24 protein-coding genes are annotated in these 20,109 nt (G+C 66.1%); 7 read left to right on the forward strand and 17 right to left on the reverse strand.

What is annotated here, in order from left to right; translation table 11 throughout:
- Positions 1 to 27: 27 nt before the first annotated feature.
- Positions 28 to 408, reverse strand: a complete 381-nt coding sequence (locus BJL86_RS16830) for a DUF4229 domain-containing protein (protein WP_082908635.1) — start codon at positions 406 to 408, stop codon at positions 28 to 30.
- A gap of 94 nt (positions 409 to 502) precedes the next feature.
- On the opposite strand from BJL86_RS16830, the gene BJL86_RS12745 reads away from it, so the two are divergent.
- The gene (locus tag BJL86_RS12745) at positions 503 to 715 is read left to right on the forward strand and encodes a hypothetical protein (RefSeq protein ID WP_067476598.1); all 213 of its coding nucleotides are present in this window, start codon (positions 503 to 505) and stop codon (positions 713 to 715) included.
- On the opposite strand, the gene BJL86_RS12750 is transcribed toward BJL86_RS12745, so the two are convergent.
- Together BJL86_RS12750 and BJL86_RS12755 are read right to left on the reverse strand one after the other, a co-directional pair.
- The gene (locus BJL86_RS12750; protein WP_067476599.1) at positions 712 to 1,326 is read right to left on the reverse strand and encodes a dTDP-4-dehydrorhamnose 3,5-epimerase family protein; all 615 of its coding nucleotides are present in this window, start codon (positions 1,324 to 1,326) and stop codon (positions 712 to 714) included. The two genes, BJL86_RS12745 and BJL86_RS12750, sit on opposite strands and share 4 nt — an antisense overlap.
- 7 nt (positions 1,327 to 1,333) lie before the next feature.
- Positions 1,334 to 1,918 carry a hypothetical protein gene (locus BJL86_RS12755; protein ID WP_067476600.1) on the reverse strand — a complete coding sequence of 195 codons (585 nt, stop codon included), beginning with the start codon at positions 1,916 to 1,918 and terminating at the stop codon, positions 1,334 to 1,336.
- Positions 1,919 to 2,027: 109 nt separating this feature from the next.
- Here BJL86_RS12755 and BJL86_RS12760 point away from each other — a divergent pair, with 109 nt between their 5' ends.
- Complete coding sequence (locus BJL86_RS12760; RefSeq protein WP_067476601.1) at positions 2,028 to 3,332, forward strand: MFS transporter; 1,305 nt, start codon at positions 2,028 to 2,030, stop codon at positions 3,330 to 3,332.
- Here the strand turns inward: BJL86_RS12760 and BJL86_RS12765 are convergent, their stop codons facing one another.
- Positions 3,333 to 3,899: a TetR/AcrR family transcriptional regulator gene (locus BJL86_RS12765; protein ID WP_197487626.1), complete on the reverse strand. Its 567-nt coding sequence runs from the start codon at positions 3,897 to 3,899 to the stop codon at positions 3,333 to 3,335.
- A 92-nt stretch (positions 3,900 to 3,991) separates the two neighbouring features.
- Between BJL86_RS12765 and BJL86_RS12770 the strand changes: the two genes are divergently transcribed.
- Positions 3,992 to 5,086, forward strand: a complete 1,095-nt coding sequence (locus BJL86_RS12770; RefSeq protein WP_067476602.1) for a GNAT family N-acetyltransferase — start codon at positions 3,992 to 3,994, stop codon at positions 5,084 to 5,086.
- A 96-nt stretch (positions 5,087 to 5,182) separates the two neighbouring features.
- Here BJL86_RS12770 and BJL86_RS12775 read toward each other — a convergent pair whose 3' ends face one another.
- Positions 5,183 to 5,641 (reverse strand): MaoC family dehydratase, encoded by a 459-nt coding sequence (locus BJL86_RS12775; protein ID WP_067476605.1) that lies wholly within the window; start codon positions 5,639 to 5,641, stop codon positions 5,183 to 5,185.
- Positions 5,642 to 5,704: 63 nt separating this feature from the next.
- On the reverse strand, positions 5,705 to 6,463 hold the full coding sequence (locus BJL86_RS12780) for an SDR family oxidoreductase (protein WP_067476607.1): 759 nt from the start codon (positions 6,461 to 6,463) through the stop codon (positions 5,705 to 5,707).
- Between the two features lie 398 nt (positions 6,464 to 6,861).
- Between BJL86_RS12780 and BJL86_RS12785 the strand changes: the two genes are divergently transcribed.
- The gene (locus BJL86_RS12785) at positions 6,862 to 7,701 is read left to right on the forward strand and encodes an oxygenase MpaB family protein (protein WP_197487627.1); all 840 of its coding nucleotides are present in this window, start codon (positions 6,862 to 6,864) and stop codon (positions 7,699 to 7,701) included.
- Positions 7,702 to 7,711: 10 nt separating this feature from the next.
- On the opposite strand, the gene BJL86_RS12790 is transcribed toward BJL86_RS12785, so the two are convergent.
- From BJL86_RS12790 to BJL86_RS12810, 5 genes are read right to left on the reverse strand one after another with little or no spacing between them, the layout of a single operon-like run.
- A complete protein-coding gene (locus BJL86_RS12790) occupies positions 7,712 to 8,332 on the reverse strand; it encodes a YdcF family protein (RefSeq protein ID WP_067476613.1) in 621 nt (206 codons plus the stop codon).
- Entirely contained in the window at positions 8,329 to 9,330 is a 1,002-nt protein-coding gene (locus BJL86_RS12795; protein WP_231887265.1) for an SDR family oxidoreductase, read from the reverse strand. Before BJL86_RS12795 ends, BJL86_RS12790 begins: the two co-directional genes overlap by 4 nt.
- Entirely contained in the window at positions 9,323 to 10,204 is an 882-nt protein-coding gene (gene rfbA, locus BJL86_RS12800; RefSeq protein WP_067476619.1) for a glucose-1-phosphate thymidylyltransferase RfbA, read from the reverse strand. The genes BJL86_RS12795 and rfbA overlap by 8 nt, the downstream gene beginning before the upstream one ends.
- Positions 10,205 to 11,209: a dTDP-glucose 4,6-dehydratase gene (gene rfbB / locus BJL86_RS12805; protein ID WP_067476622.1), complete on the reverse strand. Its 1,005-nt coding sequence runs from the start codon at positions 11,207 to 11,209 to the stop codon at positions 10,205 to 10,207.
- Between the two features lie 28 nt (positions 11,210 to 11,237).
- Entirely contained in the window at positions 11,238 to 11,681 is a 444-nt protein-coding gene (locus BJL86_RS12810; RefSeq protein ID WP_197487628.1) for a PAS domain-containing protein, read from the reverse strand.
- A gap of 505 nt (positions 11,682 to 12,186) precedes the next feature.
- On the opposite strand from BJL86_RS12810, the gene BJL86_RS12815 reads away from it, so the two are divergent.
- Positions 12,187 to 12,846 (forward strand): TetR/AcrR family transcriptional regulator, encoded by a 660-nt coding sequence (locus BJL86_RS12815; RefSeq protein ID WP_067476627.1) that lies wholly within the window; start codon positions 12,187 to 12,189, stop codon positions 12,844 to 12,846.
- On the opposite strand, the gene BJL86_RS12820 is transcribed toward BJL86_RS12815, so the two are convergent.
- The 5 genes from BJL86_RS12820 to BJL86_RS12840 all read right to left on the reverse strand — a co-directional run bounded on the left by BJL86_RS12820 (position 12,843) and on the right by BJL86_RS12840 (position 17,324).
- Complete coding sequence (locus BJL86_RS12820; protein ID WP_156515394.1) at positions 12,843 to 13,274, reverse strand: PAS domain-containing protein; 432 nt, start codon at positions 13,272 to 13,274, stop codon at positions 12,843 to 12,845. The genes BJL86_RS12815 and BJL86_RS12820 overlap by 4 nt on opposite strands.
- Positions 13,275 to 13,361: 87 nt before the next feature.
- Positions 13,362 to 15,047 carry an acyl-CoA dehydrogenase family protein gene (locus BJL86_RS12825; protein ID WP_067476634.1) on the reverse strand — a complete coding sequence of 562 codons (1,686 nt, stop codon included), beginning with the start codon at positions 15,045 to 15,047 and terminating at the stop codon, positions 13,362 to 13,364.
- Positions 15,044 to 15,658, reverse strand: coding sequence for a TetR/AcrR family transcriptional regulator (locus tag BJL86_RS12830; RefSeq protein ID WP_067476637.1), 615 nt, complete (start codon positions 15,656 to 15,658; stop codon positions 15,044 to 15,046). Before BJL86_RS12830 ends, BJL86_RS12825 begins: the two co-directional genes overlap by 4 nt.
- 132 nt (positions 15,659 to 15,790) lie before the next feature.
- Positions 15,791 to 16,624, reverse strand: a complete 834-nt coding sequence (locus BJL86_RS12835) for a 3'(2'),5'-bisphosphate nucleotidase CysQ (RefSeq protein WP_067476657.1) — start codon at positions 16,622 to 16,624, stop codon at positions 15,791 to 15,793.
- A 46-nt stretch (positions 16,625 to 16,670) separates the two neighbouring features.
- Entirely contained in the window at positions 16,671 to 17,324 is a 654-nt protein-coding gene (locus tag BJL86_RS12840) for a hypothetical protein (protein WP_067476640.1), read from the reverse strand.
- Positions 17,325 to 17,491: 167 nt separating this feature from the next.
- Here BJL86_RS12840 and BJL86_RS12845 point away from each other — a divergent pair, with 167 nt between their 5' ends.
- Both BJL86_RS12845 and BJL86_RS12850 read left to right on the forward strand, forming a co-directional pair.
- On the forward strand, positions 17,492 to 18,322 hold the full coding sequence (locus tag BJL86_RS12845; protein ID WP_067476643.1) for a hypothetical protein: 831 nt from the start codon (positions 17,492 to 17,494) through the stop codon (positions 18,320 to 18,322).
- 53 nt (positions 18,323 to 18,375) lie between these two features.
- On the forward strand, positions 18,376 to 18,873 hold the full coding sequence (locus BJL86_RS12850; RefSeq protein ID WP_067476646.1) for a DUF309 domain-containing protein: 498 nt from the start codon (positions 18,376 to 18,378) through the stop codon (positions 18,871 to 18,873).
- A 25-nt stretch (positions 18,874 to 18,898) separates the two neighbouring features.
- Here BJL86_RS12850 and BJL86_RS12855 read toward each other — a convergent pair whose 3' ends face one another.
- Complete coding sequence (locus BJL86_RS12855) at positions 18,899 to 20,104, reverse strand: acyl-CoA dehydrogenase family protein (protein WP_067476649.1); 1,206 nt, start codon at positions 20,102 to 20,104, stop codon at positions 18,899 to 18,901.
- Between the last annotated feature and the right edge of the window lie 5 nt (positions 20,105 to 20,109).

The raw sequence follows: 20,109 nt of genomic DNA on the forward strand, positions 1-20,109 counted from the left end.
CTCTGCCGCCGGCGAAGGCGACGAATCCTATTCCGACATCCTGCGGCGCAGGTCTTCCTTTCTGGTGCGGCGACCGGAGTCGACTGCGGCGATGTCCTCATTGATGCGGCGGCTCCAGCCGCGCAGCGCAAAAGTGGAGATCGGCAGCGCGAGGATGATCGCGATGAGGCCAGCGACGAGCAGCGGAACCGGCTGGCCGAGCACCAGGTAACCGATTCCCTCGATAATCGCGACGAGCACGAGCACTATCGCGATGCGCGCGAGCGTGAAGAGAAGGAGATTCCCGGCGAGGCGCTTCTTGGGCGAACCCTCGGCGGCTGCCGGGCTCGCCGACGCTCCGGCTCCGGACGCGCCATTGCCCGAGTTCTTCTCGCCGGGATTCTTTCCTGCAGCCGTGGACTCGCTCATGGTCTCCAGAATACGTATCGTGGAAGGTAGATCGGGCCGCAGGGGTGCACCCAGCGTGTACACACAGCGGCCCTCAAGGAGGTGGAAGGACGAGATGCTCTGGGTCATCGTCTTCCTTGTTGTCGTCGCGATCGCGGCGACCTACGTCATCATCCGGATGCGCGATGCCGCGCGCGCGGAAAAAGCGCTGCGCCGACCGGCGGCCCCTGATGATGACCAGGAATTCCTCCGCGAGGTGCAGGACAAGCTGCTGCGCGACGAGCGCGACCGCGACCGCGGGGAACGCCCCGAGGACGGTCTCGCCTAGGGCAGATACTTCTTTGCCTCGGCCCAGGTGGGAAGCCGCCCCTCGGCGGCCATATCCTCGAGGCTCGGCGCGCCGCGGTCCTTCTCGCTGAGCTCGTAGTCAAGCACCGAACCGTCCAGCGACATCGCCGGCCACTCGATCCCCAGCGCCGGGTCGAACGGATCGATCCCGTGCTCGGCGCCCGGGTTATATGCCGCGGAGACGAGATAGGACACCGCGGTATCCGGCTCGAGCGCGAGGAAGCCGTGCGCGAGCCCCTCGGCGAGGTACACCGAATTGCGCCGCTCGGAATCGAGCGTCACCGAGACGACGTCGCCGTACGTCGGCGAGCCGGTACGAATATCGACGATGACGTCGAACGCCGTTCCCCGCACGGCCGTCACGAGCTTGGCTTGTCCCGGAGGAACATCGGCAAAGTGCAGGCCGCGCAGCGCCCCTTCGCGCGAGACCGACAGGTTCGACTGGGCGACGCGGAAGTCCACGCCGATGGCCTCCGCGAGCCGGGGTGCCGAGAACGTCTCGAGAAAAATCCCACGTGCGTCGTCATAAATGGCGGGAAAGAGCTCCCACGCGCCGGGGATGTGCAGGCTTCGGGATTCGAGCTGAGCCATTGCCGCGCTAGCCCCGCATGGCGTCGATGAGCTGCGGCAGCGTCCACGGACCCACGCGCACGGACTCGAGCGCGGTGTCGTGGAACTCGTCCGAGCCCTCGAACGTCGTGGCGACGGCCTGGAACACGTATGTCTTTCCGCCCGCATTCCAGCCGGCGAGCATCGAGGACGTCTTCGTCTCGCCGACCTCGGCCTTGTACTTGCCCGCGAGATAGCGGTAGACGACGGGTACCTCTTTGCCGTCTTGCCCGTAGTCGGACTCGCCGGCGAGATCCTCGTCTGTGGTCCACCCCTCGAGCTGCGCGGAGGTGTCGACGACGAGGTCGACGAACTCACCAGGATCGGCTTCCGGGGACACCGCGGAAATAAGAACCATGAGGTTCGGGGTGACGGGCTGAACCTTGCCCTGCAGCGTGATCTCGCGCGCGCCGGGCGGGTACGCGAGGATGCGCTGGAACTCCGAGTCCAGCGGCGGCCCGACCGGCTGCCACGGGTCGACGGCCTCGATGGAGATCGGCTCGCCTGCAAGGTGTTCGACTTTGGCGCGCTCCATCGTGCGGCCCGTGCTCTGAAGGAATTCCTGCAAGTTCATGAGTTCGAGGTTAATGGAGCTGGCGCGATTGCGTGAAGAGCCCCGCGCGGGCGCATAGTGGATGGAAGTGATGTCCTCTGCAACTCCTCCCCCGTCGCGGCGCGCCCGAATGGCCCGCCCGAGCGCGCTTCAGCGGCTGCTCATCGTGACCGTGCTGTTCGCCGCGACCTTCGCCGCGCTGCGCGTCGTGCTCACCTATCGTGCGCTCGAGCTCGGCGCGTCCGCGGCTCAGATCGGCATCCTCGCCGCCGCGTTTTCGTTCCTGCCGATGTTCGTGGCCGTGTCCTCGGGTCGTGTGATCGACCGGCGCGGCGCGCGCGGGATGCTCGTGTTGGGCTTGTCGCTCACGGTGGTCGCCACCGCCGGGGCCGTGTTCTCGCCGAACCTCGGCCTGCTCGGCCTTGCGCACGTCGTGATCGGGCTCGGCCAGCTGTGGTTGACGATCGCCTCGCAGTCGATGGTCACCGAACTGGTCCCCGAATCGCGCTTCACCTCCGGGTTCGCCTCGCTCACGCTACTCGTATCGGTGGGTCAGGCCGTCGGCTCCCCGCTCATCGGTCTCGTGCTCGGTGGGATCGGGAGCGGCGGTCTCGGCGCCGGGGGCCCCGAGCCGGCCGGGGCATCGGACGGGGCAGCGTCATCGATCGCCGCGCACACGATTCCCGCGTTGTGGGTGTGTTTCGTCGTTCTCGCGGTCGCGCTACCGATCGCGCTCACCCTGCCGCGCCGGGTCGATAAGGATAGTTCGCCCGAACACGCGGCGGCGGAAAAGTCGAAGCGGCTCTCGGCCTGGACGCTGCTGCGACGCCGCGGGATGGCGCCGGCCGCGCTGTCTTCACTTGTCGTGCTGGCAGGTATCGAGCTGATCATCTCCTACCTGCCGGTCATCGGCGAGGACACCGGGCTCAGCCCGCTCGCGGTGTCGCTCCTCGTCGCCGTACGCCCTCTCGCCTCGATCATCTCGCGCCTGTGGCTGCCTCAGCTCGTCGAGCGGTTCAACCCGGCGTGGATGCTCGTCGCCAACCCATTGCTGACGACGCCGGCGCTGTTCATCCTTGCCTTCGTGCATTCGCCGTGGGTGATGGCGCCGCTGCTCGCGCTCATCGGATTCTGGTGGGGGCTCGCGCAGCCGCTGACGATGACGTGGGTAACCCGCATCGCGCCGGCGCGCGACCGGTCGACCGCGCTGAGCATGCGGCTCACCGCGAACCGGCTCGGGCAGGTCTCGGTGCCCGTCGCCGCGGGCGCGCTCGCCGGCGCGCTCGGTCCGGGTTCGGTGTTCGCGGTGGTGGGAGCGCTTTCGGGAGTGTCGCTCGCAACGATGGCACGCTCCCTGCGGCGCGAACTGCGCGGCGGGCTCGGACGCGAGGCGTGGGACGCCGATGCGGACTCGGGACCGGAACTGAGGACGTAATCACGCAGGCCGATACGACCACGCGTTGAGCAACGCGTCGATCGCATCGGCAACGATGTTTCCCGCTTCGGCGGTTCGCCTTTCGTGGAATAGCGAATACAACGGAGCCGTGCCCGCATCGATGTCAGTGGCCTGTTCGTCTCCGGCGATGGGAGCTGTCATCGCACTGCCGATGACGAGGTTCGACAGTGCATAGGACGCACCAAGCGGATCGGAGACACCGCCGTCATTGAGCATTGACACCAAGCTCTCCGAAAGACGCAGGTAATTCGGCCCTCGAGGCGCACGCATCCCGATGATCTGACACGCCCAACCGTGACGCTCGAGGTGGCGAAAGTACGCAAGGAGCAGCCCGCGCAGATCTTTGACCTCAATCGCCGCGGCCATTGATGAATCGCTGCCGAGAACCCGGTCCAGCGCCAGGTCGAACAAGTCGTCAACCGAATCAACGCGGGAATACAAGCTTGCCGGTGCCACGCCGAGTGATGAAGCGGCCGCGCGGACGGTGAGGGCGCCGAGCCCACCGCGGTCGCACAGCGCCACCGCGTGTTCGGATAGTGCATCCACGTCCACTGCTCGACTTCGACGGACGGCTTTCGGATGATCCCAGTAGCTCACGTCACTAGCGTATATTATCCGAACACTGTTAGTTTAAAAAGGTGTTCAAGCTATCCGCACTTCCACTCGAACTGGGCAACGCACGACTGCGGACCCTCGAGCCCCGTGATGCAGCCGCATTCGCAGCGGGAACAGAGGATGAAGAGGTGAAGAAGTTCGCACACCTCCCGCAGCCGCACTACACACCCGAATCCGTGCTCGCAATGATCTCTGGCGACGTCACCGAGGGCCTTAGCATTGGGACCCTTGCCGTCCTCGCCCTTGCGGATCGCGTGACCGATGAGTTTGCCGGCAGCCTCGTCATCTTCGATGTTTCGCCACAGAACGACACCGCCTCCACACGGGCTTCTGCAGAATTGGGATTCTGGATCTCCGCGCGCCATCGAGGCCGCGGACTCGCCGGTGATGGAATCGAACTCGGCACCCAGTTCGCGCGCGCCTGCGGAATCGACGTCCTTCGCGCCCGTACCGTTCCGGAGAACGAGGCCTCGCTCCGCGCGCTGACCGGGCGAGGCTTCGCCGAAAACGGAACCGCTCGCAGCACGGCGCCGTCCTCGGAGGTTCTCGATCTGGTCTCTCTCGAGCGAACGTTGGTGCCGCCTCCGTCGCTACCGCTGAAGACTGGACGTCTCACCCTTCGGAAACATCGCAGCAGCGACGCCTGCTGGCTATCGGACGTGTATGGCGACGACGCCTTCGCGCGGTATCTACTCCACGAGCCGTGGTCGCTGGAAGACACTCAACGCGAGCTTCGCATCCGGATGGATCAGCCGGATCTCGATGGTTCCGCCCGCGCCATCGCCCTCGTCATCGAGCACGAAGGCACGCCCGTTGGCGACGTCTCGCTCACCTACACCGACCCGGCACGTCGGGTGGTGGAAATCGGCTGGGCGATTGCGCCGAGCGCCGCCGGACATGGCTTCGCAGCCGAAGCCGCCCGTGCGATGCTCGCGCTCGCATTCGAGCACTACCGGGCGCACCGCGTCGTGGCGCAGATGGACGCGCGAAACACCGCCTCGGCCGCGCTCGCACGGCGGATCGGAATGCGCCGGGAGGCCCACCACCTCCAGGACTGGTGGAACAAGGGCGAATGGACCGACACCCTTGTCTACGCCCGCTTAGCAACCGATGGATAAATGACGGCGGAGGCGCGGCTCCACCTGGGGAACCGCACCTCCGCCGTCAAAAATGAAGCATGTGCGCATAGGGCGCGCGTGCGCCCTGGAGGGTCTCTACTGCTCCGGAACGAGCATCATGAGCGACTCGGCGATGCACACCGGACGCTCGACGCCCTCCGCCTCGACCGTGGTGGTCGTGGTGAGCTGGTAGCCCGAGGACTTCTGCTCGAGCTTGTCGAGGGTGATGGAGGCGCGGACCTTCGACCCGACGGGCACGACCGCGGGGAAGCGCACCTTGTTGAGGCCGTAGTTGATCATCATCGCCATGCCGGAAACCGTGTAGATCTCCCAGCCGAACTTCGGCAGCAGAGAAAGAGTAAGGAAGCCGTGGACGATGGTGCCGCCGAACGGGCCGTCCTTCGCCTTCTCCGGGTCGACGTGGATCCACTGGTGGTCGCCGGTGGCCTCGGCGAAGAGATTGACGGACTCCTGGGTGATCTCGGTCCAGTCGGAGGTGCCGACGTTCTCGCCGATAGCCGCTTCGAGTTCGGCGATGCCGTTGAATTCACGCATTTTCGATCCTTTCGTCCCGCGGGCCCTTCGCCGGCCCGCTCACCTCTCCAACGCTACCTTCGCCTAGAGAAGCGAGGCTCCCGCGGCAAGCAGGCCGCCGTCGACCGGCAGCATCGTCCCGGTGATCCACGCGGCGTCCTCGGACAGCAGGAACGCGACGGGGCCGGCGATATCGGCGGGCTCGCCGAGGCGCTTCAGCGGGTACGGCGCCGCCGGATCCTCCTGGCCCTCGTACAGCGCGGTGGCAAATTTCGTCTTGACGACGGCGGGCGCGACCCCGTTGACGCGGCACTTCGGCCCCATCTCCACGGCCAGGTCCTCGACGAGCCGAGCGATCATGGCCTTCGAGGCGCCGTAAAACGCGATGCCCGGGGAGTTGCGCATCCCCGCCACGGAACCGATGAACACGACGTTGCCCCCGCGCTCGCCGAGGCTCGCCTTGTTCACCTTCTGTGTCCACTGCAGCGCGCTGATTGCGTTGACCTCGGCGATCTTCTTCGCGACCTCGACGTCGATGTCGAGCAGGCCGCCGTACACCGGATTAATGCCCGTGTTGTTGACGAGGTGATCGATGGGGCCGAACCTCGCGGTGACCTTCGCGATGACGTCGTCCTGATGAGCCGGGTCGTGTGCCTTGCCGGGAATTCCGATCGCGTTGTCGGCGCCGAGTTCTTCGACAGCGTCGGCGAGCGCCTCCTCCCCGCGCGCGGTGATAGCGACCTTCGCCCCCTCATCGACGAGGCGCCGGGCGATACCGAAGCCGATACCGCGGCTCGCGCCCGTGATGACCGCGACCTGCCCCTCAAACCGCCGTCCGGTCATATTCTGATCCTCTTGCGCCACGCGCGCCTCCCTCGTCGATCCGGTCGCTGGAACGCGGTAGATTACCGCTACACGTCGTCCACGCTAGTGCGGCGAATGAGAGCTTCGCCACACGGCACCAGCCGATTTGCGAATGTTAGCAGAGGAAATATGCGGGTAATGCGCCTCCCAGCCACCCAAGCGCGGCCTGGGTTAACCCAGAGTTATTCTCATCACAGTTGTTATTTGTTTCTAAGGGTGCATAATCATCTGCAGGGCTTGCCCTGTGCTACTCGAAGAAGCGAACGCTCGAACACGAGTGGCATCGATTGTGTTTAATGGCTTCTACCTTCAGGAATCGCCGAATGCAGCGAGCAGCGGACACCCATCGGACCTACCGATCGGACGCCGGATTGTCCATGGCTGATTTCTCAGAATTCCGTAGCCGCGCCGTCGATTCGCATCCCCCGGTACGCCTCGTTCCCGGCCCTCGATGGTTTTCCGAGGACCATCCGGTCAGCCGTTTACATTCGGATGCTTCGGCTTTTATCGGCGAACTTGCCGGCATCCTTTTGCGCTCTCTGCACCCGGCCAGCGCCGCGGTGCTCACCGATTTCGGGCTCGCCGAGAAGCCGTGGGCGGCGGTGCGGTCCACCGCGGAGCTTCATCACGTCATAGTCAGCGGCCCTGTCGACGATGGTGTCGTCGTCATCTCCCAACAGATGGACGCCCACTCGGCCGCCACCGGCTACGACGAGACGGGCTCGTACTACTGGGGCTCCGACCGCTCGCTGCTCGAGTGGACCCACCAGTCGCGCCTGTGGGCGATGCTCGGCGCCAACCGTGGCCACGCGCAGCGCCCGCTACTCCCCTTCGATTCCGAATCGGCCGTACAGGGCTGGGCGCCGATCGCGCGTTTGTCCGGTGTCCCGCGCCCCGCGACCTCGCTGGTGGAACTCAACTCGTACATGCGCGGCAAGGTCAGTGGCCTCCGCCCGACTGCCGTGTCCCGCGCGTACGCCGAGGCGCTACTACACGAAAAGGACACCGGTTTGCTGCGCGTCTCTCACGCGGCCTTCGCGGTGCTTCCGGCGAGCGTGCGCCGCTTGTTCGGCACCGAGTGCATGTCGTCGGCGTCGCTCTCGCGTTTCGAGATGCCGGCCACGTCGGCACATTCGGATCTCGACCCGCACGCCTGGGATGTTCCGTGCCCGATTGCGGCACCGAGCGCCCTGCAGATCACCCGCCACTTCGCGTAGTCGCTGCGGGCTAACACGCCTCTGCGACGGTCGCTTCCTTGATGAACCCCGCCGTCTCGCGGAGCACATGAATCGGCAGTCGCGATTTATCGAGCCCCTCGATACTCACCACGCGCACAGCAATCGGCCCACCATCCTCGCCGGCCTCCTCCAGGCACCTCCGGAAGAACGCGCCCGCCCTGGCCGCGTGCGGTTTATTGGTGACGACGATGATGCTGTCCCACCCGTCGCCTGAGTCTTCGGCTCCCTCCGCCGCCTCCCGGACCGCGCGCACCTCCCCGGCGGTCGTCTTCGGCACGGGCGAGAAACAATCCGTCGCCTTCATTCGGCATAGCTCCGCGGCCTTCTTTTTCCCTGCACTGTCCGGGTTGGACACGAGAAGCTCGGGCGCATAGCCGTCTTGTAGGAGATTGCGGGCAACGCGGTGGCGCCCGTCATCGGCGCCGGCGAGCATGACGATCGCATCGGACCTGACCGGCTCCGAACGATGCCGTTCCGACAGGAACCACGCGCCCAGCCCCACCCAGACAACGACCGCAATGCACACGAGGACGAGCAGAACTCGCACGAAACGGCGAAGCCGGCGGGACTGCTGAGCCCTGGCCGATACCCTCCGCGCGGCTGCGCTCATCGAGCCATCGTGAAGGCTCGGCGCAGGCCGTCTCGCCAGTGCGGCAACGGCATGAGTCCGGCGCGGCGCCACTCGGAGTCGCCGAGGACGGAAAAACTCGGGCGCGCCGCGGGACGCGGAAACTCGTCGGTGCCCACCGGTAGCACGCGGGCACGGTCGGCGCCGGCGAGTGCGAACGCCTCGGCAGCGAGATCGTGCCAGGTGGCGCGTCCTCCCCCGGCGGCGTTGAGCACCGCGCCGGATAGCGCGCGATCGCCCGAGGCCAATCGATTAGCCAGCTGTAACAGCCCTTCGGCGAGATCGCACGCGAACGTCGGATTCCCCCATTGGTCGTCGACAACGTTGACGCTGTCGCGCTCGGATTCCAGCCGCAGCATCGTGGTGACAAAGTCGCCGCCACCGAGGCCTTCGAGCCTCGACCGAGCGGGGCCGCTGTACACCCAGGCGGTGCGCACGACGGTGGCGCCAGGATGCGCGCGCCGCACCGCCAGTTCGCCTTCCCACTTCGTTCGCGCGTAGACCCCTGCTTCGCTAGCGAAGTCGATCGCCTCCGGCACCGAGGCAGCGAGCGACGGGGCCCCGGCCGGATCCTCGACAGGAGCGTAGAGCCCGGGAACGTAGTCCGTCGATACGTGCACCAGGGGAATGTCTCGCCGCGCGCATTCGGCGGCGAGCCGCGCGGACCCGTCGACGTTGATTGCCGCCGCGGCAGCCTCATCATCCTCGGCCGCGTCGACGGCGGTAAACGCGGCGGCGTTGATCACCACCTGCGGACGGAAGACCTCCAGCGCGTGCTCGATCGACCCGCGGTCGGAAAGGTCCATTCCCGGACCGTAGATCTCGCTGTGTTTCCTCCCGACGTTGCAGACCTCGACGAGATCGCCGACCGGCCGTCGCGCGAGCCAGCGCCCGAGCTGCCCGAAACCGCCCGCGACGAGCACGCGGCACCGCGAGAGGATCGGCGCGCCCGGCGTCATGGGTGCGTGTGCCTCAGCCACCGAGTTCCCGCTCCCGTTCCAACAATCCGTGCAGGTATGCGCCGTACCCGGACTTGAGCTGGGCGTCGGCCGCGGCGGCGAGCGCGGAATCGTCGATGAACCGCATCCGCCACGCAACCTCTTCGGGCGCCCCGATCTTCAGGCCCTGGCGTTCCTCGATCGTGCGCACGTAGTTGCCGGCGTCGAGCAGCGAGGCGTGCGTGCCGGTGTCGAGCCACGCCGTTCCGCGCGGCAGGACCTCGACGGAGAGCCGCCCCTGCTCGAGGTACCGCTTGTTGACGTCGGAGATCTCATACTCCCCGCGGGCGGAGGGTTCGAGTTCGGAGGCAATGTCGACGACATCGCTGCTATAGAAGTAGAGGCCTGGGACAGCGAAGTTCGATCGCGGCTCGGCGGGCTTTTCCTCGATGGAGACCGCGGTGCCGTCGGCGTCGAATTCGATAACCCCGTAGTCGCTCGGATTTGCTACGCGGTAGGCGAACACGGCGCCGCCGGAGACGTCGCGAAAGCGGCGCAGCTGCGTGCCCATGCGCGGGCCGTAGAAAATGTTGTCGCCGAGGACGAGCGCGACCGAGTCGTCTCCGATGTGCTCGGCACCGAGGACGAAAGCCTGCGCAAGACCTTGGGGTTCTGGCTGCTCGCGGTAGGCGATGGAGATCCCGAACTGTGAGCCGTCCCCGAGTAGCCGCTCGAACTGCGCCCGGTCGTGCGGGGTGCAGATGAGCAGGATGTCCCGGATGCCGGCAAGCATGAGCGTGGTGAGCGGGTAGTACACCATCGGTTTGTCGAACACGGGCATGAGCTGCTTGCTCACCGCCGCGGTGAGCGGCCGCAACCGCGACCCGGCGCCTCCGGCGAGGATGATTCCCTTCACCTACAGCACCTCCTCTACTTCTGCGTATTTGGCTTCGACGGCGGCCTTGACCGGTTCCCACCACTCGCGGTTCTCGCGGTACCACTCGACGGTATCGGCGAGCCCCGACCGTAGGTCGGTATGTTCGGGCGCCCACCCGAGCTCGCGGCGAAGCTTCGTCGCGTCGATCGCGTACCGCCTATCGTGCCCGGGTCGGTCGGTAACGAAATCAACCTCGTCGGGGTCGCGATCGCACAGTAGGCATAGTTCGCGCACGATCTCGCGGTTTGAGGCCTGCCCGTCCGCGCCGATCAGGTAGGTCTCCCCCATCCGGCCGCGCTCGAGAATCTCCCACACTGCAGCGTTGTGGTCGTCGACGTGGATCCAGTCGCGCACGTTCTCGCCGCTGCCGTAGAGGCGCGGTCGTCCGCCGTCGATAAGCGTGGTGATCTGCCTGGGGATGAACTTTTCCACGTGCTGGCGCGGACCGTAGTTATTGGAGCAGTTCGACAGCGTCGCGCGGAGCCCATAGGTGCGAATCCACGCGCGCACGAGCATGTCCGCGCTCGCCTTCGACGCCGAATACGGGCTGGACGGTCGGTACGCGGTGTCCTCGGTGAAGGCTTCCGGTGTGCCGAGCGGCAGGTCTCCGTACACCTCGTCGGTGGAGACGTGGTGCAGGCGTACGTCGTGGCGCCGGGCCGCCTCGAGAATCTCGAACGTGCCTGTGATGTTGGTGTGGACGAATTGCCCCGGCGAGGCGATCGAATTGTCGTTATGGCTCTCGGCGGCGAAATGCACGATCGCATCGTCCGGCCCGAACCCGGCGAGGATCTCGTCGAGTACGCCCGGATCGGCGACATCCCCGCGAATGACGTCGCACGGCGCATCCGCGACACTTGCCTCGTTCGCGGCGTACGTGAACGCGTCGAGCACGGTGATGTGGGTATCTGGGCGCACACGCCCGGTGAGGCGGACGAAATTGGAGCCGATAAACCCGGCGCCGCCTGTAACAAGTAGCCGCATGCGTCCAACTCTAGTGGGCCGTTCCGAATCATTGCCCGCGGTTCCACAGCTCCTCGCTGATATCGCGGAAGATCATCAACAGGTACTTGGTTCCGTCGATTCCGTAGGTGACGCTCGCGGAGGCCTCGATGGTCCGGATAACCCCTTCGGTGCAGAACATCCTCACGATGGCAGTCGGGGGAACGTCGGCGCCGGCGAACATCATGTCCATCCCGGAGCGGGCGGCCTCTCGATCGTCCGGGTGCATGTACCCGAGGGTTGGACCAGACATCAGCGTCTCACGTGGCACGCCGAGGAGCTCCGAGAAGGCGTTGTTGATCGCCGCAGGGTGGTAGTCCTCCAAATAGACGGCCATCGGCATCGGCGAAAATTCGAAGAGCTCGCCGAAGTCCTGGCGACTAAGGCGCTCATCGTGGCCGGCCGGTTCATCGGGATCGAGCTCGCCGAACCGAGACCTACTGTCTTCAGCCATCCCCATCGACGCCCCCCTTCCGCTACCGTTGGGACTTCAACTAGTCCTTTTTCATACCCTAGGTACGTTCTGAGCTAATTTACCCTGACAGGTGAACCGGACTTCTTCAACGCCCCCAAAGGCAACCCTACCGGCGCGTAGGCTCGCTCGAAATAGGGAAAGTCGCGGCGACCAGCAACGACACCTCGCGAGCCTGCCATTTGCCGCGCCTGCGAACGCAAACAGCGTACCGCGGGTCTTTTTTCCAAACCGTTATTTGAATTCCATTCCAAAGCCAACCAGAAGTAGCTAGGCTTAAGAACAGTGGCCTTCCTCCCAAATGCCAAGGCGCAGACGCTATATCTGCATCGACATCAGGGCGCGTCGGATTTGGCCGTTCCCGGGAGGCCATGAAACAATATCGTGAAATTATTCCACCAGCCCGCGCTGATCTGGATTGCCGACCACCAGCCCAGCGGGGGCGATAATTTCCTACCAACGACTTGATCGGGGGCGCATCATGGAGATGGCCAAGGAGCCAAGGGCCGAGGTTACCCGCCGGGCGATTATCAATTCCGCCGCGACGTCCTTCATCCATGATGGCTATTCGAGCGCGAGCCTCAACGAGATGTGTGCGCGCGCCGGCGTCACCAAGGGCGCGATGTACTTTCATTTCTCCACGAAGGAAGATCTCGCACGCGCCCTCGTCGCGGTGTACTCGGACAAGATCCTCAGCACCCTCGGCGCGATGCCGGAACAATCCGGCTTGGGAATCGAATCGCTCATCGATTGGACCTTCGCGGCGAGCAAGGTCATCGCAACGGACACGAGGGCCAAGGCCGGCGCCAGGATGATGCAGGAGATCGGCCGCCGCAACGGCGTGTCCGATTCGTTTATGGCCGACATTGCGAAGCATGTCGAGACCCATCTCGATCAAGCGGTGGCGAGCGGCGACGTTCAATCAGAGATCTCGATGGACCTTGTCGCCCAGAACCTGGTGATGCAACTGCGAGGTCTCCAGGAAGAGGCAGCCGGGGACGCTCAGGCGTTCAAGGGTTTCGTTCAAGCGCTCAATGTGTGGTGGCAGTTGGCCCTGGCGGCGCTCGTGCCCGTTTCTCGCCGCAGCTATTTCTACGAATTTCTGCGTCGCCGCACGGACCGGGCTCAGGCGGAATTCGCCGGTTAGCTCCCGAAGTCGCGAGAGGATCCGGAGTCCCACATCTCGTCGGTACGGTCCTGCACAATGGCCAGTACTTCCGAATGGTCGCGTCCGATAGACACGGACATGTGCATTTCTGTCCATACCGGCAAGCCCTCACCGGATGTCAGCTGGCAGCACACGGACAGGCTTTCCGTTACCCCTGCGAAGAGCCAGAGAAGTGCATCATCGAGTTTCGATTCGACGTTGACGAACCCCAGGTCTCGGCCGGGGATTCCGAGCAGATCTCCGCGGAGGCGCCCGAGAACGTCCGCGAATGCATCATTCACATCGATGATTACCCCTTGGTGGTTGAAGACCACCATGGGCATAGGCGATGAGCGCAGCAGGCATTGAAGGTTTACGTCGTAGCCCGGCGCGGTCTGCTGGGGTTGGAGTGGATCGCGGGAATTCACACCGATAGTCTTACAAACCCGCCTGCCAATGTCTACAGTGTTTCTGGTTCGCCTGCCGCACTGCGCATATCGGGATTCACCGCAGGGCTACGCACGACCGATCACAGTATCGTGGTCGATCCCGTCGGTCACCATGGCGCCGTATTCAAATCCTCGGCCCGCCCCGAGTCGAGCCGTACAGAAAGCTTGGGCCACAGCCGGGTCCGCATCGCGCAGCAGCACCGACGCCTGGAAGGACAGCGCCATCGACTCGACGAGCCGACGCGCACCGGCCTCTGCAGACATCGGGTCACGCGCGGCGTCAGCGAGAAGGGCGAGGGTCCGCTCCGTATGCGCGTCGAAATCGGGATTCGTGCCGCGTTGGGCGGCGATCTCCGCTTCGAATGCCCGCGCCGAATCGGGATCGCGGGCCAGCGCGCGAAGCACGTCGAGGGCGATCACGTTGCCCGAGCCCTCCCACACGGCCAATACCGGAGCCTCCCGGTAGCGCCGCGCGAGCGGGAAGTCTTCGGTGTAACCGTTCCCGCCGAGGCATTCCAGCGATTCGTAGGCATGCCCCGGTCCTCGCTTACACACCCAATACTTGCTGACGGCGGTCGCGATCCTTCGCAGGGCGGCCTCCCCCTCATTGTCATGCGCCTGCGCGAGTCGGAGCGCCGTCCACGTGGCTGCCTCGGATTCGATCTGCAAGTCCGCGATGACCCCGCGCATCGCAGGCTTTTCGATGAGCGTCGTCTCGAAGGCCGCGCGGTGACGCGCGTGCCAGGCCGCCTCGGCCACCGACTGCCGCATACCGGCGGCCGCGCCGATCACGCAGTCCAGCCGGGTGCGCCCGACCATGTCGATGATGGTCCGCACGCCGCGGCCCGGCTCCCCCACGAGCCACGCCAGCGCGCCGTCAAACTCCACTTCACTAGAGGCGTTCGATTTATTGCCGAGCTTGTCCTTGAGGCGCTGCACGAGGAAGGCGTTGCGCTCCCCGCCCGGCAGGATGCGCGGCAGCCAGAAGCAGCTCAGCCCCTCCGGGGCCTGCGCTAGTACGAGGAACGCATCCGACTGCGGCGCCGAGCAAAACCACTTGTGCCCACGCAAGGCGTACACGTCCTCCCCGAACGAAGTCGCCGGTTCGGCGGTCGTGGTGTTGGCGCGAACGTCGGAGCCGCCCTGTTTCTCGGTCATCGCCATGCCGACGATGAGTCCGTCCTTTGTCGCGGGATCGCGAAGCTCCGGATCGTAGACCGTGGACAACAGTTTCGGCTCCCACTGCGCAGCGAGACCTGGCGAGTGGCGGAGCGAAGGGACGATCGCGTGTGTCATCGACACCGGGCACGAGTGGCCGGGCTCGATCTGGCCGGCGAGGTAGAAGCCGGCAGCGCGCTGCACATTCGCGCCCGGCCCAGGGTCGGCCCAGGCGCTGGTGTGCAAACCCTCGGCAATCGAGTACCCCATGATCTCGTGGTAGGCAGGGTGAAATTCGATCTCGTCGACGCGGTGCCCCCATCGGTCGAAGGCCACGTGCCGGGGAGTACAGGTGTTCGCGAGCTGGGCGTCGTGCTGGTATTCGGCGGTGCCTACGCGCTCTCCGATTCGGCGCAACTTGCCGGTGTCCGCGGCAGGCGCATAGGCAGCGACCGCCTCTACCAGCGCCGGATTCGCCGTGAACTCGTCGATACCGGCCCGCGGTGGTGCCTGGTTCGCAACCTCGTGCGTGCGGCCACGGCGCGGCGGCCGAAGATGATCGGGCGAGTCTGGATGGGGATTCGAATGTGTCATGACTTCGCTCCGAGCGCTCGAATGCAGAAGGCGAGCAGATATCGTGTGACCTCGCCGTCGTCATCCGGGCCGTGTTGAGGCGCGGTCATCCGGCCGAAGAGGTTCTCGCTGATGGCTCCGATCACGGCCCGGGAGGCAAGGGCGGGATCCTGTTCGGGCAATTCACCGAAGTCGACTGCGGTGGCGATGGTCTCGGAGAAGAAACGGTGGTGGCGCTGGCGAAGAGCGAGACGCTCGGCCTCGATTGCCGGGCTCACGGGCTCGAACAGCAGGGCCTCCGCCATCCTTCGACCCCGGAAGGCCCGCCCGGCGAATGTGGTGAGAAAGCTCTCCAGGCGCGTGAGGAAGTCGGCGCCCGGTTGTTCGAGCGCCTCACGCGCATATTCGAGTTCGTGCCCCGCGACAACTCGGAACACCTCCGTGAGCAGTTCGTCGCGGCTACCGAAGTACGAGTACACGCTGCCGGTTGAGACCTCGGCGCGGGCGGCGATCTCGCGCACACTTGCCCCTGCGAAGCCACTCTGCGCCACCGTGTTGATGGCCGCATCGAGGATCGCCTGCCTGCGTGTAGCCGCCCGCACACGCACCTGCGGAGTTTCGCGATACACCATGGTCACCTCGCCGAATCATGACGAACGAGGGTTCGCGGCCTCAAGGTTTGAACCGTCGTTCAATTAAGGCAAAGCGTACACGCCAACCCCCACGATGCCCTGGCCTGGCGAGCACACGCCGCAGATGGGCGACTATCTATGGGCCGCTATCGCGTCGACTATCTCGTCGCGCAGCTCGGGTCGGCAGATGATGAGGTCGGGAAGGTAGGTGTCGGCAACGTTGTATTCCAGCGGCGTGCCGTCGATGCGGCACGCGGCGAACCCGTGCGCCATCGCGACCCCGGCGGGCGCCGCCGAGTCCCACTGGAATTGCCCTCCGGCGTGGATGTAGGCGTCGGCCTCCCCGCGCACGACGCACATCGCCTTCGCCCCGGCCGAGCCCACCGCGTGCTGCGTTCCGCCGAGAGAGGCAACGACCCCCGCGAGGAATCGAGGTGGCCTCGATCCGGAGGCCACGATTCGGGGACCTGCGACGTCATCCAGCGGATCGAGCAGTCCGCCGGCGGTCTCGCCCGGCTCCAACGGCACGGGTTCGCCAGCGAAGGTGCGGGCACCGCCGGTGCCGATCACGAGGCCGAGACCCGGCAGTGAGACCGCGGAGACGTCGAGTCGGGAGCGTTCCGGGGTGCCGTCGCGAAGCCACAACGCGACGTGGACGGCCCAGTCGCCACGGCCGCGCATCGAGAACTCCCGGGTGCCGTCGACGGGATCGATGATCCATACCCGGCTTGCCGTCTCGCGCGCGGAGACGTCCGGGCTCTCCTCGCTGAGCACCGCGTCGCCGGGGCGTTCCTCGGCGAGCCGCGCGAGGAGGAACTCGTTCGAGCGCCGGTCGCCGATATCGCCGAGCGAGCGGCCCGTCGCCTTCTCGGAGTCGCGGATCTGGAGCAGGAGCTCGCCCGCCTCTACCGCGAGCGTTTCGGCGAGGAGCTGGTCTGCGGCGAGATCCGCGTCGGAAGGGGTCATGAAATCCACTGTAGTCCACCCCGCTCGGGCGGCAGGGCCGGCTGTTCTACCGCAGCCGCGGCACCCCGGTGCGGTAGGCGCCGACGCGCATGGGAATCACGCCCCAGATGATCGCGGCGCCGATGAGCAGCAGGATCACCTCCGGGATCGACTGCCACAGCGCCATGGTGAGCAGCAGGATGAGCGCCCACAGGCCCACCACGACGAACAGGAGGTTAAAGAGCTGCGCAGGCTGGTTGACGGCGGCGTGCAGCCCCATCATTACCGCGCCGGCGACGAGCACGAGAATGCCGAGCCCAACGCCGCGGATCGTGTATTCGAAGGGATCGCCGAGCGCGAGGTATTCGCCGGACACGGCGTCCGAGAAGCGCACGGCAAGCAGGTCGAACACCCACACGATCATCCCGTAGAGAACGCCGGCCACGATCGCGACGATGAACAGCTCGATCCACAGCGACTTGAGGTTGAACAGCTCGGTGAGCGACGCCGCCCGGCGCTGCTTCTGCGAGCGCTCGGAGTACCCCGGTGCGTAGTCGCGCCCACCATCCTGTTCGTAGTAGCCGCCGCCCTGCGGCGCAGGCTCGCCGTACCCGTACCCGGCGTTCTGGGGGTAGTTCTGCGCGCCATATCCGTCGAACGCGCGCGTCTGGTCGTTGCCCTCACTCCACGCGCGGTACTGGTCGTCGTTCGGTCGCGACATGAATTGCTCGCCCCTTTTCTTCCTCACGTCTGAAAGTACTCGCGGCTTCCCGCCGCGCAGTAGCGTTGCCCGCATTGTGCCTTATCCCACGCCCGGGAGCCGAAATCTTTGCCCATTCCAGTGTTCCTCTCAGCCGGCGTTGCGGCAGTGGCGTTAGCTTGGCAGACATGCGCATCATCTTCGCCGACGGCATCGACACAGCCCACGAGCATTCGGAGGTCTCGTCCCAGGCTGCGCGCACCCTCGCGCGCTGGACGGGCGCAGTTCCCGAGTGGGTCGACTGGCCCGCGGCCATGGTTGGTGTCGGCGGCGAAGGTTCGTGGGTCGCCAACGCCGCGATCGGCCTCGCGGACCTGCGCGAAAAGCTTTCCACCGATGACGACGGGGTGATACTCATCGCTTACTCCGGAGGCAATCGCATCGTCCATGATTTCCTGAACGAAGCGGCCGAAGCCGGAGACGCGGCCTTGCTCACGCGGGTCCGGGCGGTCGGATTGGTCTCCGATCCGTGGCGGCCCGCGGGCGAGCGAACCCCGGGAACCCCGGACCCCGGCGGCTACGGCCTGTGCGGGCAGGACTACGGCCCGATCCCGGAGCGCACCGTATGGTGCGCGGCCGAGGGCGACGCGGCCACCGCCGCGCTACCGGACGCGATGCTGCGCACGGCCGCCGATATCGGCACGCACATGGACGAAAAGCGCCTCACCGGCGCGCTCGACGGGATCCGCACTCGCCTCGCGGCCGAATCGTTCCAGCTTCAGGGGTTGTATGACGGCAATCCGGTGCGTTGGCTGCGGGAGCTGTTCGATCGCGGCGCGCAGCTGCGCGGCGACGTCGACCGCTACTACGGCGGCTGGCACACCGATCACTACACGCGGCCCTTCGACGGCGGCCCGTCGCTCATCGAGCGCCTGTGCACCGAGCTCGCCCGGCACGCCGGCGTCGAGGTTCCGCCCACCGACTCGGCCGCCACGGGCGACGCACCCATCCCTACCTGACGCGCCCACCGGCTCGCGGCTCCTCGCCGCTGCCGGAGTGGGACGATGGAGGTATGACCAACCCAGCTCGCAAGGACCGCGATCGCGACGACGAAGGCCGCGCCAACAATGCGCGCCCTCGGGACGAACTCGGCCGGCCGCTACCGCCGGGATCAAAGGGCATCGAGCGGATTCCCGAGGACCTCGATCTGCCGCCGGCGAAATCGCTCGCATGGGCGCAGGACCTGCTCGACCGGGGACTCGCATTCAACGCGCACGAGGTGCTCGAAGGAGCGTGGAAGTCGTGTCCGGCGCAGGAGCGAGAACTGTGGCAGGGTCTCGCCCAGCTCGCAGTCGGGATCACGCACCTGCAGCGCGGCAATCTCAAGGGCGCCCGGTCGCTGCTCGAACGCGCTTCCGGGCGCATCGCCGGATTCGCCGGTAAGGCGCCGTACGGGATCGACGCCGCTGGCCTCGTCCGCTTCGCCGACGGCCTCATCGCCGAGCTTCGCGGCGGTTCCGAGCCGGACGCCGAGTGGCTGCGCCCCCAGTTGGTGCGCTCGCCCGACTGAGGCCCCGGACGGCGCATTCGCTATGTCAGCCCACGTACGGCGGCGTCTTCTTGAGCTCGCCGCGCGCAACGGTGCTGCGGTGCACCGCGTCCGGCCCGTCGACGATGCGCAGCACTCGCGCCCACGCGTAGAAATACGCGAGCACGTAGTCGTTGGACACTCCGGCACCGCCGAACACCTCGATCGCCCGGTCGATCACCGCGCACGCCACCTGCGGCGCGATCACCTTGATCGCCGAGATCTCGAACCGCGCCTCCTTCGCTCCGACCTCGTCGATCATCCACGCGCAATGCAGCACCTGCAGCCGCGCCTGGTCGATCTCGATCCGCGAATTCGCGATCAGCTCCCGCACCACTCCTTTATCGGCGAGCGGGCCGCCGAATGCCTCGCGATCCTTCGCCCGCTGCACCATCAGCGCCAGCGCACGCTCGGCCATCCCGATTGCCCGCATCGCATGGTGGATGCGCCCCGGGCCGAGCCGCGCCTGCGCGACCGCGAACCCGTCCCCCTCGCCGCCGAGCAGGTTCTCGGCGGGCACCCGCGCGTCGTCGAACACCAGCTCGGAGTGTCCGTGCTGGTCCTGGTAGCCGAAGATCGGCAGGTGTCGCTTGATCGTCAGCCCCGGGGTATCGCGCGGCACGAGCACCATCGACTGCTGCCTGTGCGTCGGCGCTTCGGGATCTGTGCGCCCCATGACGATGAAGATCTCGCAGCGCTCGTCGGCGACCCCGGTGATCCACCACTTGCGCCCATTGATGACGTACTCGTCCCCTTCTCGCCGGATGGACGTCTCGACATTCGTCGCGTCCGAGGACGCGACCGCCGGTTCCGTCATCGCGTACGCCGAACGGATGCGCCCGTCCTTGAGCGGCTCCAGCCAGCGGGCCTTCTGCTCCGCCGTGCCGAAATTCTCCAGCGTCTCCATGTTTCCGGTATCCGGAGCCTGGCAATTGATCGCCTCTGGGGCGATCACCGGAGACCACCCGGAGATCTCTGCGATCGGCGCATATTCGAGATTCGATACCCCGGACCACTCGGGGAGGAAGAGGTTCCACAGACCGCGCCGCTTCGCCTCGGTCTTGAGTTCTTCCATCACCGGCGGGTGCGCGTGCTCGCCGTGTTCTGCGAGGTAGGCATGCCACTTCGGCTCCGCCGGGAACACGTGCTCGCGCATGAAGTCCCACATCGACTCGGCCAGTTCGATCGTCTTCTCACTCTGCGTGAAATCCATTGCCC

The sequence above is a fragment of the Dietzia timorensis genome, assembly GCF_001659785.1.
In the GTDB taxonomy this organism is placed as follows: domain Bacteria; phylum Actinomycetota; class Actinomycetes; order Mycobacteriales; family Mycobacteriaceae; genus Dietzia; species Dietzia timorensis.

What these genes read in the sequence shown, in the direction of transcription:
- BJL86_RS16830 (WP_082908635.1), bottom strand. Translation starts at nt 408, where the DNA reads ATGAGCGAGTCCACGGCTGCAGGAAAGAATCCCGGCGAGAAGAACTCG.
- BJL86_RS12745 (WP_067476598.1), top strand. Translation starts at nt 503, where the DNA reads ATGCTCTGGGTCATCGTCTTCCTTGTTGTCGTCGCGATCGCGGCGACC.
- BJL86_RS12750 (WP_067476599.1), bottom strand. Translation starts at nt 1,326, where the DNA reads ATGGCTCAGCTCGAATCCCGAAGCCTGCACATCCCCGGCGCGTGGGAG.
- BJL86_RS12755 (WP_067476600.1), bottom strand. Translation starts at nt 1,918, where the DNA reads ATGAACTTGCAGGAATTCCTTCAGAGCACGGGCCGCACGATGGAGCGC.
- BJL86_RS12760 (WP_067476601.1), top strand. Translation starts at nt 2,028, where the DNA reads ATGGCCCGCCCGAGCGCGCTTCAGCGGCTGCTCATCGTGACCGTGCTG.
- BJL86_RS12775 (WP_067476605.1), bottom strand. Translation starts at nt 5,641, where the DNA reads ATGCGTGAATTCAACGGCATCGCCGAACTCGAAGCGGCTATCGGCGAG.
- BJL86_RS12780 (WP_067476607.1), bottom strand. Translation starts at nt 6,463, where the DNA reads ATGACCGGACGGCGGTTTGAGGGGCAGGTCGCGGTCATCACGGGCGCG.
- BJL86_RS12785 (WP_197487627.1), top strand. Translation starts at nt 6,862, where the DNA reads ATGGCTGATTTCTCAGAATTCCGTAGCCGCGCCGTCGATTCGCATCCC.
- BJL86_RS12790 (WP_067476613.1), bottom strand. Translation starts at nt 8,332, where the DNA reads ATGAGCGCAGCCGCGCGGAGGGTATCGGCCAGGGCTCAGCAGTCCCGC.
- rfbB (WP_067476622.1), bottom strand. Translation starts at nt 11,209, where the DNA reads ATGCGGCTACTTGTTACAGGCGGCGCCGGGTTTATCGGCTCCAATTTC.
- BJL86_RS12810 (WP_197487628.1), bottom strand. Translation starts at nt 11,681, where the DNA reads ATGGCTGAAGACAGTAGGTCTCGGTTCGGCGAGCTCGATCCCGATGAA.
- BJL86_RS12815 (WP_067476627.1), top strand. Translation starts at nt 12,187, where the DNA reads ATGGCCAAGGAGCCAAGGGCCGAGGTTACCCGCCGGGCGATTATCAAT.
- BJL86_RS12825 (WP_067476634.1), bottom strand. Translation starts at nt 15,047, where the DNA reads ATGACACATTCGAATCCCCATCCAGACTCGCCCGATCATCTTCGGCCG.
- BJL86_RS12830 (WP_067476637.1), bottom strand. Translation starts at nt 15,658, where the DNA reads ATGGTGTATCGCGAAACTCCGCAGGTGCGTGTGCGGGCGGCTACACGC.
- BJL86_RS12835 (WP_067476657.1), bottom strand. Translation starts at nt 16,624, where the DNA reads ATGACCCCTTCCGACGCGGATCTCGCCGCAGACCAGCTCCTCGCCGAA.
- BJL86_RS12840 (WP_067476640.1), bottom strand. Translation starts at nt 17,324, where the DNA reads ATGTCGCGACCGAACGACGACCAGTACCGCGCGTGGAGTGAGGGCAAC.
- BJL86_RS12845 (WP_067476643.1), top strand. Translation starts at nt 17,492, where the DNA reads ATGCGCATCATCTTCGCCGACGGCATCGACACAGCCCACGAGCATTCG.
- BJL86_RS12850 (WP_067476646.1), top strand. Translation starts at nt 18,376, where the DNA reads ATGACCAACCCAGCTCGCAAGGACCGCGATCGCGACGACGAAGGCCGC.
- BJL86_RS12855 (WP_067476649.1), bottom strand. Translation starts at nt 20,104, where the DNA reads ATGGATTTCACGCAGAGTGAGAAGACGATCGAACTGGCCGAGTCGATG.